Source organism: Nocardioides aromaticivorans, assembly GCF_013408525.1.
GTDB classification, from domain to species: Bacteria; Actinomycetota; Actinomycetes; order Propionibacteriales; family Nocardioidaceae; genus Nocardioides; species Nocardioides aromaticivorans.
On sequence record NZ_JACBZM010000001.1, the window covers coordinates 939,272 to 955,099 of the forward strand.

16 protein-coding genes are annotated in these 15,828 nt (G+C 69.4%); 4 read left to right on the forward strand and 12 right to left on the reverse strand.

Translation table 11 applies throughout. The annotated features are described in order from the left end of the window. Nucleotide 1: 1 nt before the first annotated feature. Entirely contained in the window at nucleotides 2-1,234 is a 1,233-nt protein-coding gene (locus BJ993_RS04380; RefSeq protein WP_218864604.1) for an endonuclease/exonuclease/phosphatase family protein, read from the reverse strand. A gap of 157 nt (nucleotides 1,235-1,391) precedes the next feature. Here BJ993_RS04380 and BJ993_RS04385 point away from each other — a divergent pair, with 157 nt between their 5' ends. Continuing rightward, on the forward strand, nucleotides 1,392-1,535 hold the full coding sequence (locus tag BJ993_RS04385) for a GPGG-motif small membrane protein (RefSeq protein ID WP_179647866.1): 144 nt from the start codon (nucleotides 1,392-1,394) through the stop codon (nucleotides 1,533-1,535). A gap of 25 nt (nucleotides 1,536-1,560) precedes the next feature. Here the strand turns inward: BJ993_RS04385 and BJ993_RS04390 are convergent, their stop codons facing one another. The 8 genes from BJ993_RS04390 to BJ993_RS04425 form a co-directional block, all read right to left on the reverse strand. After that, nucleotides 1,561-2,664 (reverse strand): FAD-dependent oxidoreductase, encoded by a 1,104-nt coding sequence (locus tag BJ993_RS04390; RefSeq protein WP_179647867.1) that lies wholly within the window; start codon nucleotides 2,662-2,664, stop codon nucleotides 1,561-1,563. After that, entirely contained in the window at nucleotides 2,661-3,551 is an 891-nt protein-coding gene (locus tag BJ993_RS04395) for a DUF1295 domain-containing protein (RefSeq protein ID WP_179647868.1), read from the reverse strand. Before BJ993_RS04395 ends, BJ993_RS04390 begins: the two co-directional genes overlap by 4 nt. Nucleotides 3,552-3,597: 46 nt before the next feature. Next, nucleotides 3,598-6,222 carry an EAL domain-containing protein gene (locus BJ993_RS04400; protein WP_179647869.1) on the reverse strand — a complete coding sequence of 875 codons (2,625 nt, stop codon included), beginning with the start codon at nucleotides 6,220-6,222 and terminating at the stop codon, nucleotides 3,598-3,600. Between the two features lie 212 nt (nucleotides 6,223-6,434). Beyond that, complete coding sequence (locus tag BJ993_RS04405) at nucleotides 6,435-6,683, reverse strand: KTSC domain-containing protein (RefSeq protein WP_179647870.1); 249 nt, start codon at nucleotides 6,681-6,683, stop codon at nucleotides 6,435-6,437. 25 nt (nucleotides 6,684-6,708) lie between these two features. Beyond that, nucleotides 6,709-7,089 carry a ubiquitination-like system serine protease family protein gene (locus tag BJ993_RS04410; protein ID WP_179647871.1) on the reverse strand — a complete coding sequence of 127 codons (381 nt, stop codon included), beginning with the start codon at nucleotides 7,087-7,089 and terminating at the stop codon, nucleotides 6,709-6,711. Continuing rightward, nucleotides 7,086-8,543 carry a ThiF family adenylyltransferase gene (locus BJ993_RS04415; protein ID WP_179647872.1) on the reverse strand — a complete coding sequence of 486 codons (1,458 nt, stop codon included), beginning with the start codon at nucleotides 8,541-8,543 and terminating at the stop codon, nucleotides 7,086-7,088. The genes BJ993_RS04410 and BJ993_RS04415 overlap by 4 nt, the downstream gene beginning before the upstream one ends. Then, nucleotides 8,543-8,932: an E2/UBC family protein gene (locus tag BJ993_RS04420; protein WP_179647873.1), complete on the reverse strand. Its 390-nt coding sequence runs from the start codon at nucleotides 8,930-8,932 to the stop codon at nucleotides 8,543-8,545. The genes BJ993_RS04415 and BJ993_RS04420 overlap by 1 nt, the downstream gene beginning before the upstream one ends. A 3-nt stretch (nucleotides 8,933-8,935) precedes the next feature. Beyond that, complete coding sequence (locus BJ993_RS04425) at nucleotides 8,936-9,226, reverse strand: hypothetical protein (RefSeq protein WP_179647874.1); 291 nt, start codon at nucleotides 9,224-9,226, stop codon at nucleotides 8,936-8,938. Between the two features lie 128 nt (nucleotides 9,227-9,354). On the opposite strand from BJ993_RS04425, the gene BJ993_RS04430 reads away from it, so the two are divergent. Then, nucleotides 9,355-10,245 (forward strand): ImmA/IrrE family metallo-endopeptidase, encoded by an 891-nt coding sequence (locus BJ993_RS04430; protein WP_179647875.1) that lies wholly within the window; start codon nucleotides 9,355-9,357, stop codon nucleotides 10,243-10,245. 8 nt (nucleotides 10,246-10,253) lie between these two features. Continuing rightward, the gene (locus tag BJ993_RS04435) at nucleotides 10,254-10,718 is read left to right on the forward strand and encodes a helix-turn-helix domain-containing protein (protein ID WP_179647876.1); all 465 of its coding nucleotides are present in this window, start codon (nucleotides 10,254-10,256) and stop codon (nucleotides 10,716-10,718) included. Nucleotides 10,719-11,052: 334 nt separating this feature from the next. Here the strand turns inward: BJ993_RS04435 and BJ993_RS04440 are convergent, their stop codons facing one another. From BJ993_RS04440 to BJ993_RS04450, 3 genes are all read right to left on the reverse strand, one after another. Further along, entirely contained in the window at nucleotides 11,053-12,099 is a 1,047-nt protein-coding gene (locus BJ993_RS04440; protein WP_308645474.1) for an ATP-dependent nuclease, read from the reverse strand. A gap of 16 nt (nucleotides 12,100-12,115) precedes the next feature. Further along, nucleotides 12,116-13,081 (reverse strand): IS481 family transposase, encoded by a 966-nt coding sequence (locus BJ993_RS04445; RefSeq protein WP_179647629.1) that lies wholly within the window; start codon nucleotides 13,079-13,081, stop codon nucleotides 12,116-12,118. A 63-nt stretch (nucleotides 13,082-13,144) separates the two neighbouring features. After that, nucleotides 13,145-13,963: an AAA family ATPase gene (locus BJ993_RS04450; RefSeq protein ID WP_179647878.1), complete on the reverse strand. Its 819-nt coding sequence runs from the start codon at nucleotides 13,961-13,963 to the stop codon at nucleotides 13,145-13,147. Between the two features lie 563 nt (nucleotides 13,964-14,526). Between BJ993_RS04450 and BJ993_RS04455 the strand changes: the two genes are divergently transcribed. Beyond that, nucleotides 14,527-15,828, forward strand: coding sequence for an HNH endonuclease signature motif containing protein (locus BJ993_RS04455; RefSeq protein WP_179647879.1), 1,302 nt, complete (start codon nucleotides 14,527-14,529; stop codon nucleotides 15,826-15,828).

Genomic DNA, 15,828 nt, shown 5'->3' on the forward strand with positions numbered 1-15,828 from the left:
CTCAGCGCACGTCGAGCCAGACCATCCGGTGGTCGGAGGTCGGGAACGGATAGGCGCCGGTCAGGCGGTAGAGCGGGTCGGTGGTCGCCGGCCAGAACACGCCGCCGCCCAGGACCTTCAGCCGGCGCGAGGGAAGCACGTAGTCGACGCGCAGGTTGCCGGGCGCGCCGTCGGCGAAGTCGGCGGTGTCGAGGTCGGGGTCGCCGGTCTGCGTGAGGTTGGCGCCGCCCTGCAGGGCGGCCGCCTCCGGCGCCCCCGCGGACGACGGGGCGAAGCGGCTGTTGACCAGCGGGTGGTCGAGCAGCTGCAGCACGGCGTCGTCGACGGAGTCGCCGTCCTCGGGATCGGCGTTCTGGTCGCCGGCGATGACGAACGTCGATCCGGGGCGCAGCCCGCCGCGGACCCCGGCGTCGTCGTACAGGTAGCGGCTGCGGGCCGGACCGGAGACGTAGTCGGCCCAGAACCGGATCTCGTCGTGGTTGCGGGTGCCGTTGCGGTCCTCCGCGCCGTCGAAGGTCGGCGGGGTCGGGTGCGAGACGAGGAAGTGGACGGTGCGCCGGCCGACCTCGATCGGCAGGTCCCAGTGCGACTTGGAGGAGAGGCGGAGGACGGCCTGCTCCTGTGGCGAGTACCAGTCGGCGGGCGCGGCGGTCGCCGGGTCGTCCGGCAGCAGCGCGCCGGGCATGTCCTTCCAGAGGAAGCGCTGGAAGGTGCGCACGCCGTCGGTGTCGATCGGGTACTTCGAGTAGACGACCATGCCGTACTGGCCCGGGAACAGGCCGAAGCCGAAGGCGTCGTCGCCACCGCCGACCTGGCCGTTGTTGTTGAGGTCGAAGCCGCTCGGCACGCCGGTGTTGGAGGGCGCGATGAAGGCGTAGGGGTAGTCGACCGGGGTGGAGCCGTGGTGCGACACCTCGAGGTAGTTGTCGCGGAAGAGGTCGACGGCCTCGGGCGCGTAGTCGAACTCGTTGATGAGGACGACGTCCGGGTCGACCCGCTGGATGGTCTCCGCGACGTTCTGTGCCTGCTGGTCGTCGGGCGTCGAGAGGTCGGCGACGAGCTCTCCCTCGACGGCGCGGTTGAGCGAGGCGTTGAAGGTCGCGAACCGGACCGGCTCCGCGGGGGCGGCCGCCGCGGCAGCGGGCTGCTGCGGGACGGCACCCACGGGCACGGCGAGGGCGGCGAGCGAGGCCACGGCGGCGAGTGGGATCAGGGCAGCAGGGGTGCGTCGCACGAGGTCCTCCGAGCAGGGTTGGTCGACACCGCGACCCTAGGCCCCACCGCCGACCGTCGCACCCGCTCGCCCGGTGAAGGTTGGATGAACCGTCTGCTCCGAGGATCGCGGGGTACCTCACTTCCGGGCCGGAAGGCCCCATGGAAAGGGAGGAATCGTGGCTTTCATCTTGTGGATCCTGGCCGTCATCCTGGTGGTGTCGGGCATCGTCAGCCTCTTCCGGGGCGAGGTTCTGTGGGGGGTCGTCCTGATCGTGGTCGGACTCCTGGTGGGGCCGGGTGGCGTCAGCATCTTCACCTGACGCACCCCTGGTGCGGCGGGGTCGCTCAGCGGCCCCGCCGCACACCGCCGTAGATCCCCCGGCGCACGATCCACGGCTGCAGCACACGGTCGACGGACCACGCCGGGAACCGGAACGGGTGCCCTGACGGCGCGAACACCCGCAGCCCGTCGGCCTCCGGTCCGAGCACCGATCCCCAGCGCCGCTCCCTCCCCCGGTACGACGCCAGCGGGCGCCCCTGCAGGTGCGCGACCACGTTGCGCGCGACCAGCCGGTCGGCCCGGTTGCGCGCCGAGGTGCGCAGCGCATCGGTCGCCGCGACGTCGCCGACCGCGAAGCCGCCCGGGACCCCGGGCATCCGCAACGTCGGCTCGACCCGCACGAAGCCCTGCTCGTCGAGCAGGTCCGCCGGCAGCCACCCGCTGTTCGGTCGCACCCGGCCGACCGCCCAGAGCACCGCGTCGGCCGTGCTCGCCGGCTGTCCCGTGGACCAGGCCACCGGCCCGGTCGTGATCTCGTCGGCCCCGGACCCGGGCGGCAGCTCCGCGCGGTGCCCCGGGAGCAGCGCGACGCCGGCCGCGGCGAGCCGCCGACGCGCCACGCCCCAGGCCCGCGGGTGGTGGCGCGGAAGGGCCCGCTCCCCCGGGAACGCCAGGCTCACCGACTTCTCCGGCCACCGGGTCGCCACCTGGAGCGCGCTGCCCACCGCCGCCGCCCCGCCGCCGACGACCAGCACGGACGCGGACGCCGCCAACCGGTCGTGGGCCGAGCCGAGCGCCTCGGTGACGTCGGCCTCGGTCTGGAAGCGGGGGTGTCGCCAGAAGCCGTTGCTCACGCCGGTGGCGACCACCAGGACGTCGTACCCGATCGTGCGGTGGCGGGTCGTGACCACCCTTGCCCCGACGTCCAGCCCGGTCAGCTCGTCGTGCACCAGCTCCACGCCGTCGAGCCGCCGGAAGCGCTCGAATCCGATCCGGTAGTCGCGCGCCCACGCGTCGGGGCGGGCCAGCCGCAGGCCGAGCTCCTGGCCGCTGACCAGCCCGGGCTTGCTGGAGATACCGATGACGTCGACATCCGCACGGGCGAGGTGGATCGCGGTCAGCAGGCCGCTGTCACCGAGCCCGGCGACGACGACGCGCGGCCGGCTCATGCCGCCGGACGGCGCCGCGGGGGGCGCGGCACCAGGCGGGGCACCCGGTCGATGATGTCCTGGTACGTCGGTCGCCGCTCCAGGCTGCGCTTCTCCATCATCGGGATGCTGGCCGCCTGGAACATCACCGTCATCGCGACGCCGCCGACGACGAGCCACCACCAGTCCCCCGGCGCGCCGGCGATGCCGAACAGCGCGAGCGACCACCAGAGGGCGACCTCGCCGAAGTAGTTCGGATGCCGCGACCACGCCCACAGGCCCGACTCCATCGCCTGGCCCGGCTGGCGGTTGCGGATGAACTCCCGCATCTGCGCGTCGGCGACCAGCTGCAGCATCGCCGCGCCGATCCCCGTGACCGTGGCGACCGCGTCGAGCCAGTTGACCGGCTCACCGGGGCGCGCCAGCACGGCGTACGCCGGCACGAGCCCCAGGAACACGATCAGCGTCGGCACGAGGTGGATCCCCACCAGGTCGGCCAGCAGCTCGAAGCGACCGGCCCGCTCGCGGACCCCTGGGTAGCGGAAGTCCTCGTGGTGCAGGCCCGGCCAGTCGTACAGCCAGTTGCCGGTCAGGCGCACCGCCCAGACCGCCACGACGACGACCAGGAGCACGGTCCGGCCGTCGTCCACCCCCGCCACGTCGCGCGCGGCGAGGAGCCAGAACCCGACGAGGAACGGCGGCAGCACGCTCCAGTAGGGGTCGTAACAGCTGGAGTTGTGGAGGACCCGGCTGGCGACGAAGACCCCGAGCGTGGCGATCAGGTCGGCGATCAGTCCGTCGAGCCACAGCCACTCGGTGTCGGGGCCGGCGAGGAGCCACAGCGTCGCAGCGACGAAGGCGATCAGGTAGGCGATGCCCACGCGGGCGAGCGAAGCGGTCTTGCTCATCCGCACAGGTTAGTAGAACGTGTTCTAGAACGACAGGGCTTCGGGGTCACCGACGGGGACGGCGGTCCGCGTGGCGTCGCTTGGCGTCGTACATGCGCACGTCGGCGACGCGCAGCAGCTCGTCGGCATCGTGCCCGTCGGCACCGACGAGGGCGGAGCCGATGCTGACGCCCACGCCGACGTGCAGCGCGAAGGGGTGGCCGTCGAGCGTTGCCTGGACGGCCTCACGCAGTCGCGTGGCGACGTCGTCGTGCGTGACGCCCGGCTCGAGGCGGACCACCAGCACGAACTCGTCACCGCCCATCCGGGCCACCGTGTCGTCCGGGCCGACCGATCCGCTGAGCACGTCGGCCACCGCGCACAGCACGCTGTCGCCCGCGGCGTGGCCGAGCTCGTCGTTGACGGCCTTGAAGCCGTCGAGGTCCAGCATCACGAGAGCCTGGGACGGCCGCCCGGGCGCCGAGGCGGCACTGAGCGCCTCGTCGAGGGCGATCCTGTTCGCGACCCCGGTGAGCGGGTCGACGCGGCCCTGGGCCCGCAGGCGGTCGTGCTCCTCGTGGTGCGGCGTCACGTCGATGAGCGCGTGCAGGCGCATCGGCTCGCCGGCCGGACCGGCGAGCTCGCGGACCCGGACCTCGACCAGCCGGACCTCGCCCTCGCGGGTCACGACCGTCGCAGAGAAGCCGTCGCGTCCCGTCGACGGCTGGTCCCGGGTCGTGAGCCAGCTGCGGACGCTCTGGCCGCGCAGGGAGTCGGCCGGCACGCCCAGCAGCGCCGCGGCCTCCGCGTTGGCGTGCTGCACGAGGTCGTCGACGTCGCTGACCAGGACCGGCGTCGGGGTCGCGTCGAGGACCGAGGTCAGCCAGGCGTTCGACCGCCTCAGCTCGGCCTTCAGCTGCCGGCGCCGCCGGTCGTTGAGCATCCACAGCAGGACCAGCACGAAGCCGGTGCCCGCCAGCAGCCCGGTGACCAGGGGGTCCGCGTGGCCGACCACCGTGCCGACGGCCTCGTCGCGGTCCTGCTCGACCAGCAGCCAGCCGCCGATGGCCGGCACTCCGCTGACCGCCCAGAGGACCCCGTCCGTCCCCCGGCCCGACGCCTCCCGGGCCGCGAGCAGGCGCGGGTCGCGGGTCTGCTCCCCGACCCGCCCGGCGGAGCTCGCCAGGGTGGTGTCGTGCCGGTCGACGACGGTCACCTCGACGCCGTACTGGTCGAAGACGGAGGCGATCTCGGCCTGCAGCCCGGACAGCGCCAGCGTCGCGACGACGAAGCCCTGCACCCGACCACGGTCGTCCCGCACCGCCGCGGCGACCGCGATCGCCCACGTGCGCTGCGCGGTCATCAGCTGGTAGGCCTGCGTGACGTACGCCGTCGTCGACCGGCCCGCCGGGGCGTACCACTCGCGGTAGGCGAAATTGCGCCCGACCACGACGGGCTCCGCCTGCGCGGGCGCCAGGTCGAGCATGGTGCCCTCGGCGTCGTACAACGAGGTGTTGAAGGTCCCCACCGTCGACGAGGCGAGCGTCTCCAGCGCCAGGTCCATCCGCTCCGGGTCCCGGGTCGCCAGCGCCGTGCGCACCGCATCGCTGCGGCTGAACGCGGTGACGACGCCCCGCACCCCACCGAGGCGCATGTCGACGCCGCGGGCAGCGAGCGAGTCGATCGCCGCGAGGCGGTTGCCGGCCGCGGCGGTCAGTGTCTCGTGGCTGTCCTCGTGACCGACGGCGGCGAGCACGGCCACGAGGCCCAGCACCAGCGCCACCAGTCCGCCCAGCACGCGCGGCACGAACCGCTCGAGGAGCGTGAGCCGGTGGGCATCGGGCTCCGCGACGAGCGCGGGCAGGACCACCGCCTCCTCGTCGTGACGGAGCGCCGCTGGTACGACGTCCGACGCCAGCAGCTCCTCGAGCTCCGCCGCCGGCAGGGGCCGGCTCATCAGGAACCCCTGCCCGAACGGGCAGCCCAGGCGCCGCAGCACCGCCACGTGCTGCGGCCGCTCGATCCCCTCGGCGACGACGTGCACGCCCAGCGACAGGCAGAAGCGCACCAACGACTCCGACATCCGGTCGCGGCGGCCACCGGTGCCGAGGTACTGCACGAACGAGCGGTCGATCTTGACCCCGTCGACGTGGAAGCGGCGCAGGTAGTCGAAGCTCGCGTTGCCGGTGCCGAAGTCGTCGAGGGTGACATTGCAGCCCATCGCGGAGAGCTCGGCCAGCACCTGCTCATGCCCCCGACCGGTCTCCGAGAGCAGGGTCTCGGTCAGCTCGACGATGATGGCGTCCATCGGCAGCCCCGCCGCCTCGGTCGCCTCCCGGAACCGGACCGGCAGCAACGGGTCGTCGAGGTCCGCGGGCGACAGGTTGATCGCCAGGCACAGCCGCCGGCCGGCGGGCAGGCGACGCCAGTCCGCGACCTGCCGGGCCGCCAGCGCCAGCACCATCTCGTCGAGGTGCACGACCAGGCCCGACTGCTCCAGGACCTCCAGGAACGCGGCCGGCTGGAGGAGCTCGTCGCTCTCGGCGTCGTACACGCGGGCGAGGGCCTCGACGGCGACCATCTCGCCGGTACGGAGGTCGTAGCAGGGCTGGTAGTGGACGACCACGTCACCCTGCTCGAGGGCGTGCGCGAGCCGCTCCGCAGTCATCTCCCGCGCAGCTGCCGCTCCCATGACGCCCCCACTCCGGGCCCGCCGACCGTGCTCCCGAGGCGGTCGGGCCCCGGCCAACCATGCTAGGAGCGGGGGTCGGTGGGCTCAGGTGGTTTGGGGCGTGGTTGGGACTTTGGTCCCGGGAGTCCCGACCGATCGTCGGCGCGGCGGGGTGTCGGGCGGTGGTACGGCGTCGTGGCCGGGCTTGGGCCAGTGAAGTGATGTGGAGCCTTTCACCCAGAATGACGCGCCCCGCTGAATGTCGGGTCTTTGTCAGGCAGCGATGCGCCGGTACCGGAGTGCGCGAATCTGTCGCCCGACGCGGCGCCAGGGGTGCGGGAGGAGCATGGCCTCGTATAGGAAGCCGGGACGTCGTAGTAGTCATAGGTGCCGCCGCTGCGAAACCTGACCCGCAGGATGCGCGTGACGTGGTCGTAGCCCACGAAGGCGACGTTGTCGGAGACGACGGGGACTAGGTTCATGTTCCTCTCCTCTGGTCGAGGTTGTTCAGCCGCGGGTCCGGTTGGGGACCCAGTGGATGCGCCCGTCCTTGAGCCAGTAGTGGCATCTGTGTTGGCCTTGGTAATCGATGGACGGGTGGAGGGACGGCCGGCCGGTCTCGTCAGTGGTGACCGTCCAGCGGGTTCGCGCGGGGTTGGCCAGGTTCAGCTCGATGGTGTGGCCGCGTCCGCAGGGGCAGTCGAGAAGCGCCCATTTCGGTGTCGTCGCACCGAGGAGGTAAACGCATCGGGGGTGCAGGTCCTCGGGCAGTTCGGCTCGGCGGGCGACGGCAATGACCCGGGGCATGCGGGACTTGGCGTGGGCATTCCGCGTTCGCCGGTAGGCCCGGACGGCGCCGATCTGGGTGCGGGCGAAAAGGCGCTTCACTGGAGCACCCCGGCGAGGTCGAGGTACGGGGCGCGGGTGCCGCGGCCGATGAAATCCGGGTTGGTGCAGAAGCATCCGAGGCGCGGAGACCGGGCGTTACGGCGCAGCTCACCAAGGTGGGAGCGGAGCAGCAGTTCGGTGGCGTCGGTCTTCCCTAGGCCGGTCAGGCGCAGGAGGAACTCGGTCGCCGCGAGCGCAGCAACGCTGGTGGTGAGGGTGACGACCGCGGGCTGCGGGGTCTCGGCGGCTTGGACGTACCCCTCGCCGGCGAGACGCTTACGGGTCTCCGGGTCGAGGTTCTCCGCCGCGGCGAGCGCGGGATCGACCCGGCGCCGGCACAGCAGGCACGCCGTACCGGGAGCGACCCAGGTGACGCGCTGCTCGATCTGGACCCTCCGGGTCCCGTCCTCGCCCTCGGTTGGGGCGACCAGGACGGCGACGTCGATGACCGGCGCGATGTGCGCGAACGCCCACCGGTTCAGGATAAGGCGGGCGCCGTGCCCGTCGACGCAGCTGAATACGACGTCGGCGTGGGCGATCGCCGCGATCGCGTCCGGGTGGTTCAGCGGCTTGTCGATGCGGATCACCGGTGTGCCGAGCCCGATGGCGTCTAGGTGGTCGCCGAGGGCGTCCACCTTGAGCCGGTCGACGTCCTCGGTCGTGATGCCGTGACCGCGGGTCGGCGTCGGGTCCGTGACGACGTCGTCGTCGACGACCACGAGCTCGCCCAGTCCGAGGCGCGCGACCTGGACAGCGACCGCTGAGCCGGTGCCGCCGCCGCCGATGATGGCGGCGCGGACGTGCTTGAGGGTGCGGTTGCCGTCGGGACCGAGCATCCGGATCTGCCGGTCGAACACCGACAGGCGCTCCTTGGTCGACTCCTCGCCGTCTGCGCTGGGCGGCAGGTACAAGTGGAGGCCGGCGCCAGCGACGCGGACGGCGTCGATAACGACGAACTCCGGCGCGCGGGCGTTGAACTCCTCACCGAGGTCGAACAGGCGCGCGGCGACTTCCGGAGCGTCCGGAGTGCCGGCGAGGACGACGGCCGCGTAGTACTTCGCGCCGAACGCTCGGGCGGAGATGGCCAGGTCGATGTCGACCTGGTCGTCGTAGGTGGAGAACTTGGGCATGCCCTGCGGGTGGGTGTGCACGAACACAGGGACCTGGTTGCACGCGGCCGCCGCACGGAACGCAGGCACCCAGCCCGTGGAGGAGATCGACAGGCCCATCGGACCGCGCACGGCGTACGCCACCTCGGGGACCGGGGTGATCGTCTGGGCGACGAGCGTGACGCGCTGATCGACCTTGGTGCCTTCAGCGTCAGCGGTCGTCACGGTGGTCGCTGGGGCCTCAACGAAGGAGGTCGCGACGACCGCCGCGGTTTCGTCACGGGCTCCGAGGGCAGCGACGAGCGGGGTGAACTGGTCCTCGGTGAACGCGATGCGGCTCGACATCAGTTGCCGCCCGCCATCGCCAGGGCCCGGCGGACGTACGCGAGGTACGTCTCGAGGTTGTCGATGCCCGGGCGCCACTGACCCCCGATGTGGCGACTCCACCGCTGCCAGGACCGGCCGAGGTAGTTCTCGATCTGCTCGGTGCCCGGGATAGCCACGCCCTTAGCCGTCAGGGCCGGCGCGACCCAGAACATGTCCGGGGTCGCATCGGGGAACCCGATCGGCAGGCGCAACAGGAGGTCGACATGGCGCTGGTCAAGTCCAGGGGTCGGGAAGTCGGCGAGGACCACGTTGACGAAGCCGTCGGAGACCTCGACCGAGTGGCTGTAGCCCAGCGACTCGAGGAACGACTGGTCTTGTTCGCGGAGGACCACCACGAGCGGACCCATCGGTCAGGCCCCACCGCTCGGGTTGGTGCCCTGGCCGGGGTTGATGACGCGCGGCACGGTGAAGAACCGCATGTTGTTCTCCAGTTCGACGACCTCGCCGTCCTCGATGAGCTTGTCGAGCTCGTCGACGATGTCGAGCCACAAGTCGCGGTCGCTGCTGACTGGCGGCGACGGCACCAAGCGCAACTGCGCGCCCGTGAGCTTGTCCCCCTCGGGGTGGTACTTGGTCCCGTCGATGTAGATCGGCGTCTTCCCCGACGTCGAGTCCTTCGCCTTCTTGGTGTCCTGAGACATGGATCCTGCTCCTGTGTCTTGACGGGATCCGCCACTGTCTGTGAAAGAAAACCCGTGTTCGCAGTTGCGAACACTTCGAAGGTAGCACATTGCGTTCGCAACAGCGAACGACCTAAACTCAAGTCAAGATGCCGACTTCCCAGCTCGAACTTGCGCGCGACCTGTGCCCAGGCGTGCCCGACGCCGTGCTCGTAGAGAGCCTCGTTGAAGTGCTCGGACAGAAGCTGGACCTCGAGCCGCCGATAGATCTCCATCGAGTTGCGAGCTTCCAGGGCGTCAAGGACATTCAGGTCGCTGAGATGGACTGGGCGGGAATGCTGGCGCCCTCAGAGAGCGGCGGATTCATCATCAAGGTGCGCAGCGCGGACCGACCGCACCGAAGGAACTTCACCATCGGGCACGAGATTACGCACACACTTCTCCCTGGGTACGCCGTCATTCAGCATCGTTGCGGAGGGCTTGGAACCCGTAGCCTCCACGGCAACCGACACCTTGAGAACCTCGCCGACATAGGAGCCGCCGAGTTGCTGCTGCCTCGGCGGTTCCTTCAGCCCATCTTCGCGGACCTGGCTTTCGACATGAGTGCAGTCAAGGATGTCGCTGACAGGCACCACGCAAGTTTGGACGCGACGCTTCGACGGCTCCTTCACCTGACGAGCCGGCACGCCATCGTCGTCGACCTTCGCCAATCGGTATTGCCTGATGGCCGCACGCTCACCACGATCCATCGCGTGTTTAGTAACAGCGAATGGTGTCCGATCGCGCCCCTTCAACTGCACGGGAAGAGGGTCCCCCCGATGCACCCAATTAACGAGGTTCTTGGCTGCGCCGAAGCGGCCGACGTCGTCGACCTTTCCTTTCTTCACACGGCCACCCCAACAGCCCACATCTCGGCAATTTCCGATCCCTACATCGACAACGAAGGAAGAACTGTGATGCGTTCACTCGTCCTCGCTACGCCACGCCAAACCCAGTCTGTCCACGCCCCCGGCCACGGCCGGCTGCCTGCAGCGAGCTGACGACCACCATGTCTCCGCACAACCAAAGACTGACGTCTGCAACGAACTTGCTCGAGCGTCTTGATTCGGATGAGACCAACGCCGAGGAAATCGGCGCGCGAATCACGAATCTCCGCCATGACAAGGGCCTATCGCTTAGTGAGCTCGCGTCGATCGCGACAGTGAGCAAGTCCTATCTCTCGACTGTAGAGAAGGGCAGCGGCAGTCGCCCGGGCGCTGCGTTTCTCCACAAGATCGCGCAAGCGCTGGGCGTGACTCTCGCAGATCTCGTCGGCCGGGAATTGGTCGCCGACTCTCCAGGCATTCCGGCTGCATTGCAGGAGTTGGCGTCCGAACGGAATCTTCCGGCTCGCGATGTCGAGATGCTGGCCGGCATCGCGTTTCGTGGTGAAGCCCCGAAAACGAGGGAGCGATGGGAGTTCATCTACAACGCGATCAAGAGCAGCGCCGCAATGGATTCAGACGTCAAGTAGTTCGCGTCCAGATCACCTGAATCCGATACGTGCAAGAGTTCTGGTCCGCCACGAGCCGGCGTCAGCTCGCTACCTTGCCGGCGCAGGGTCGTTCATTGGTGCCACATCAGCCAAGATCCGCTCGGCGGCGGCTGGGCGGACAAGCGTCCGGTCGAACTCGCTCACGCGGGCATCGTTTGATCTGGCTCTTCGCTGACTGTACGAGGTATTGGCAGGCTCTAGCAGGATTCGACGGGTCGGCAGTGTTCGCCGCGAGAGTGCGGGAGCCCGCCGCTGAAGCGGCAAGGCCGCAACTGCGCGACTTCTCTCGGCGCGGAGGCCAGCGCCCCGCAGATCAGACCGGGGCGTGCCGGACGCTAGCGATGATCTGCTCCAGCCAAGTGACGAGTGGCTGGAGGGCCATTGGGAGCGGATCTCCAAGAGCAAGGCAATCGTCCAGCAAGTACGGCGCAAGATGCGGCTCAAGCTTGCCGCTCTTCTTGCGATTCGAGTTCCATCCCCTTGAGCCCATCCAGCTCGCCAACTGCTCGTAGGCGTCAGGGGCTGTCGACAAGGTGCTGGCGAAACTAGCGTCGATGGATCCGTCGCGTCCGGGGCCCAGAGCGGCGACAACGCCGGCGACACCGAGGGCGTCGAGGAACAGTCCCTCCAAGTCCGAGGACAGGACGAAGACATCGAACGGCGACAACAAGTGGTTCAACTTCTTCTGGTTGGCGAAGGCCTGGGATGCGGTCGTACTGGCCTGGTCAGCCTGCTGCATGATGCTGTCGCGTTCGGCCTTGCTCGGTTGCTGATGGCGTGAGGCGAGGATGTTCAGAACTTCGCGCTTGCCACTGCCCGCCGTGCGGACCGCGTCCCCGTCGACGATCACGTAGGAGCGGATACCAAAGACATTGGCGAGCTGCACGAGGTACTGGATCTTGCCTACACCACCCGCTTCGATAACGGTTACCCCCAGCGCATAATGGCCGCCGGGAGCGGCGCAGGCACGGCTCAGGAGCCTCTCCACGACTGAGTAGTCGCCCTCGCCTTCCACGAACACCACCGCGTTCGCGAAGACCAGTTCGCTGTTGGCTGCCGAGCAATAGCGACTCAGACGTCCGGCGTCCGTCGGGTCGAGGACGGGCTTACTTCGTTCATAGGTGGTACCGCCACTCTGGAGGGGAAGCCTTGCGATCCGGGAGATGTCGAAGGAATCGACGAGCACCGAGCTGTGCGTCGTGACGAGGACTTGGGCGTCGTCGGCAATGTCCCCGATGATCTTGGCCATCGCGCGCTGGGTTTGCGGATGCAGGAAGGCCTCAGGTTCCTCGATGGCGAACATGAGGTTCGCCCCCGTTTGAGCCTCCTTGCTCGCTACGTATCGGAGGATGCCGAGCACTAGGTGTACCCGGCCATCAGGTTGGTAGCAGCCGGCTGACTGGCGGCTTGCCTCCGAGTGCGCTGTGGCGGCGTTCAGTGTTGTAGTGCTCGATCCAGGGCGCAAGGGCGGCCTGGCGTTCGTCGTTGCTGGTGAAGACCTGGCGGTAGGCCCACTCGGTAGTCAGGGTGCGGTTCAGGCGCTCTACCTTGCCGTTCTGCCACGGGCAGTGCGGCTTGATGAACTTCTGTGTGATGCCGTGATCGGCGCACACCGTTCGTAGCGACCATCGGTAGGCCCAGGCGTTGTCCGTCATCAGTCGCTCGATCCGGGCGATGCCGTGCGCGGCGAAGTAGGCGATGGCTCGCTCGAGGAACTCTGCACAGGCGGGGCCCTTCTCATCCGGCAGGATCTCGCTGTAGGCCAGCCTGGAGTGGTCGTCGACGAGCGAGTGCACGTAGTCGTATCCGACCTTGGTGCTGCGATCACGCATGATCGATCCGGCCCCTCGGCCGTGGGCCTTCCACCCACCGCCGGCGGGGATCTTGCCGAGCTTCTTGACGTCCATGTGCACCAGCTCGCCTGGTCGTTCGCGCTCGTAGCGAACGCCAGTCTGCTTCGAGGACCGGATCACCTCACCGGTGATCGGATCTAGCTCGCGCAGGTACGGCACATGGTGGCGGCGCAGAATCCGCGACACCGTGCGCGCGGGCACGCCGACCTTCGGTCCGAGAACGTCGGGGCCGTCACGACGCTCGGCACGCGCAGCCAGGACCTTCTGCTCGACCTCGTCGCGGGTCTTGGTGGGCATCGAGTGCGGGCGCGACGACCGGGTCATGAGCCCTACTTCGCCTTCAGCAGCGAACCTGTCGATCCAGGTCTTCACACATTTGCGGGACACGCCCATCGCCGCGGCGATGTGGGCCTGAGGCCAGCCAGCCTGGTGGCGGGCAACGATCAGCCGACGACCATGAACGGTCAGCCGGGCACTACCGTGGGACACGAGAACCTCCGGGTGGAAGTGGGCCTTAGACAAGCCACATCCCATTCGGAGGTTCTCGTTTGTTCAACCAGGCTCGCCGCTACCAACGTCCTGGCCGGGTACAACTAGGGCGGACTGGAAGCCAGTTCCGCGCTCCGAGACAGCGACCGGCGCATCGGATCCGCTCTCGATCAAGGCGGACTCGAGCATCCCCCGCAGCGCGGCGCGGGGCTCGGGCAATTTGAAGCGCACCTCCGACTCTTGGAAGGGCAGGTCGGCGACGATCGCCGCCGCAGATTGATCGAGCGTCTCCCGTACCAGTGTCTCGAGCGGCTCCATCTGGTCGCGGAACTGCTGTTGAAGACCGGTACTGCGTGAGCTACCGGTGCGGATCAAGATGGCCTCGAGCGTGTCCAACAGGCGCGCGAGGGACTCCGGTTCATTGCGGTCGACGTCGCCGGCGACGCGGACAGAGGGGATCTTGACGAAGTGGAACCGGTTCAGGACCTCGAGGTAGAGACGTCGCGCGTCATCTGCCGTCACTCGCTGCGAGGTCTCGTAGGACACGGCACCGCCACGGCTGCACCGCACCTTGATCCAGAACCGGTTGTCGCGGCGCAGAATCGGGGCGAAGGCCGTGCGTTCGTCCTCGGTCAGATCGGTGAACCAGACCTGGATACTGGACAGGGTTCGGGCTCCAAGGTCCCGGTAGTAGGCATTGCGAGGCAACAGGCCGCGCAGGCTCTCGCCCGTCGGATCGGCGAAGAATGCCTCTAGCAGCCGAACCGCCGACGACTTGCCGGCGTTGTTCGGCCCGGCAACGAGCTGGATTGCCGTATCGACCTCGAGCTTGAGTGACTTGAATCCCAAGAATCGCTCGACATCGAGCTCGCAGACACGCACCCGGAGAATTTAGTTGCTGCCGAAGCGCCGCGCGGATGTTCAGCAGGAACGAGGCGCGAGCCCGGTGACGACCGGCCGCTTCGCCCCCGAGGCCGAAGAGCCTGCGTCACCTGTGCCGCGGCCCAACCCTGGGTCCGCCGGTGCGCTCGAGCCGCGCCTCGTCGCCAAATCGGGCCGGGTCGATGGCTCTGGTGGCCGATGTCCGGACGAAGGCAGACACGCCTTCCGCTCAGGGCTCCGCAGTCCACAAGCAGATTCCTGCCCCATGTGGAATGCCGCGCACTCGATTCCCGAGGTACGTCACACCGCCGCCAATGCTGCTCGATCGGAACAGCGCCAGCGGGTAGTCCACAACAGCCCACCGCCCCTTGCGCGGATATTCGAACAGATGTACGATCGGCCCACGGCCGCAAGGCGGGGTGCAACGAGAGGCCCCGGGGACCTGAGGTCGATGTCCAACAGGACATGGCACGCACCTTCCTGGTGCGGAGCCGCTGCACCGGACGGTGCCTCCTGGCGGGCGACAAGTCAGTTTGTCGCGCCTGCCCGAGGAGTTCCGCCAGATGTCCGTCGCCGTCGTCGCACCGCCGCACCCGGTCCTCGGGTGTGCGGCCGAGATGCGTGCGGCGCTGGACGCGGTGGCGGCGGTGCAGCCGACGTACATGAGCACCGCCGACAAGCAGACGGCGCTCGTCGAGCTGGCGCGCATCGAAGGGCGGGTCGCCGAGCTGCGGATGCGGGTCCTCGCGGCCTCGGGCGAGGTCGGGGAGGAGTCGGGAGCCCGGGATGCTGCGGCGTGGCTCGCGCACGCGACGCAGGCGGAGCCCGCCACCACCCGGTCCGACGCCGTGCTGGCCGAGCGACTCGAGCGCCGGCCGCTGGTGGCGGCCGCGATGCGCGAAGGGCGCGTCTCCCCTGCCCAGGCACGCGTTGTCGCCGCCGTCCTCGAGGACCTCCCTAGCCGCCCCGGCCAGGAGGTCGCCACCGATGCCGAGACCACCCTCGTCGCGTTCTGCGAGCACTTCCGGCCCAGCGAGCTGCGCCGCCTCGCCCGGCGCCTGCTGGAGGTGGTGGCACCGGAGGTGGCCGAGGCTGAGGAGGCCAAGCGCCTCGAGGAGGAGGAACGACGGGCGCTGGCTGAGGCGTTCCTCAAGTTCCACGACCTCGGCACCGGCCTCACCCGCTTCTGGGGCGCCTTGCCGACCGCCGTCGCCGAGCGGCTGAAGCGCTACCTGCAGGCCTACTCCTCGCCGCGGCGTACGAAGAAGCGCGGCGGACCCTGCGAGGACGACCCCTCCCCCGATCCCGCCGCCCCCACGGGCACCGGCGAACGCGTACCTGCCCACCGGGCCCACGCCCGGGCGTTCGCGGCCCTGCTCGAGCTGCTCGACCCCGACCGCCTGCCCGAACACGGCGGCGACGCCACGACCGTGATCATCACGATGACCCTCGATCAACTGTTGACCGACCTCGCCACCGCGGGGATGGCGTCGACGAGCAATGCCGACGGCGAGATCACCATCTCCGCCGAGGAAGCACGCCGGCTGGCCTGCCAGGCGGGCCTGGTGCCGGTCGTCCTCGACGGCAAGGGGCAGCCGCTCGACGTCGGGCGGGCCAGCAGGCTCTACCGGGCTCCGCAGCGACGGGCGATCCGGCTCCGCGACCGGCGCTGTCGGGCCGAGGGGTGCACGATCCCCGCGGCCTGGTGCGAGGTCCACCACCGCGAGCCGTGGTCCCAGGGCGGGCGCACCGACATCGCCGATGGCGTCTGCCTCTGTTCCCACCACCATCACCTGGTCCACGACCGGGCGTACGACCACCACTGGACAGCCCAGGGCGACGTGAGGTTCCACCGACGGCGGTGA